The 1,637-nt window shown below is 74.5% G+C and carries 1 protein-coding gene; it reads left to right on the top strand.

All coding sequences use genetic code 11. The features are described from left to right. Positions 1 to 145 precede the first annotated feature (145 nt). Positions 146 to 1,637, top strand: a 1,492-nt coding sequence (locus tag AOK23_RS39105) for an FtsX-like permease family protein (RefSeq protein WP_240496763.1), incomplete at its 3' end; no start/stop codon positions are given.

Below are 1,637 nucleotides of genomic sequence, written 5' to 3'. Positions count from 1 at the left end.
GTCCTCGTCCTCGTCCTCGTCTCCGTCACCGTTCCCGTCTACGTCGTCGTCCACATCCCTGTCCACGTCGTCGTCCACGCCCCCGCCTGCGTCGTCGGCTTCGTCCCCGTCCCCGTCCCCGTCTTCGTACTCGTACTCGTACGAGATGTACTACCGCTTCCACGAGGCCCGTACCGACGCCGACGTGGCCGCCGGGCGGGCCGCGGTCGCCGGTGTCGTGCCGGAGGGGGTGATGACCGGGGCGCGGTCGTATCTCACGGTGAAGCAGGAGCAGACGGCGAACGCGATGGCGTTCGTGCCGTTCCTGGTGGCCTTCGGCGGGCTCGGGCTGTTCCTCTCGGTGCTCGTCATCGGGATCGTGGTCGGCGGGGCGGTGGGGGCCGCGACCCGTCGGATCGGCGTGCTCAAGGCGCTCGGGTTCACTCCGGGACAGGTCGTACGGGCCTACGTGGCGCAGGCGTTCGTGCCGGCGGCCGTCGGATGCGTGCTGGGGGTGGGGCTGGGCAACGCGCTGGCCGTGCCGGTGCTCGCGGAGGCGGGCGACGTGGTCGGGGCTCCCACGACGACGGTCCCGCTGTGGATCGACGTGACGGTGCCGATGGGCGCCCTCGTCCTGGTCGCGGGTGCCGCGCTCGTCCCCGCGCTGCGGGCGGGACGGCTGCGGACGGTCGAGGCGATCACCGTGGGGCGTACGGCCGGCGAGGCCGGGCGGGGAGCCGGACGGCTCGGGCGGCTCGCGTCACGGCTCGCCCCGCGGGTGCCGCTGCCGAGGGCGGTCGGGATGGGGCTGGCGTATCCCTTCGCGCGGCCGGGGCGGTCGCTGGTCGCCGCGGCGGCGGTCGGGTTCGGGGCGGTGTCCGTCACCTTCGCGGTGGGGCTGGCGCTGACGCTGGGCGCGGTGCAGGAGGGGCGCCTGCTGAACTCGGCCGCCGACGTGGTCGTCGAGGCCGGCGGCGGACAGGGGCCGCCCGGCGCGGACGTCGTCCGGGCCGGAGGCGAGGAGGAAGAAGAACGGGCCGATCCGGGGGCCGTGGCGGACGCGCTGCGGGCGCAGGAGGGCACCGCCCGGTTCTACGGCACCGCCCAGGCCCAGGTGGCGGCGTCCGGGGTCACCGGGGCGACGACCGTCGTGGCGTACGAGGGCGACTCGGCGTGGGGCGCCCCGCAGATCGTCTCGGGGCGCTGGCTCGACCGAGCGGGGGAGGCGGTCGTCACCGAGCGGTTCCTCGACGCGGCCGGGATCGGGGTCGGGGACACGGTGACGCTCACGGACGACGGGCGGCGGACAACCGTACGGATCGTCGGGGCGGCGTTCTTCACCGAGGGCGGCAGCATGGCACTGCTCACCTCGACCACCACGCTCGCCGACCTCGGGCTCGGCGCCGACGCCCGTCCCGGACAGTTCCATGTACGGACGGAACCCGGCACCGATCCTGTGCGGTACCTCGACTCGTTGAACGGCGCGCTGAAAGCCGCCGGAGTGGGCGCCGTCGCCCGGACGGGCACCCCCGGCACCTCCGGCGTGATCGTGGCCATGGACGCGCTGATCGGGATGCTCACGCTGATGCTGGTCGTGGTCGCGGGTGTCGAGGACGACCGTGTTGAGCACGCCGAGCCCCGCGACCACGACCAGCATC

The organism is Streptomyces torulosus (assembly GCF_001419765.1).
Classification (GTDB): Bacteria; Actinomycetota; Actinomycetes; order Streptomycetales; family Streptomycetaceae; genus Streptomyces; species Streptomyces torulosus.
This window is presented reverse-complemented; position numbering and strand designations above follow the sequence as displayed.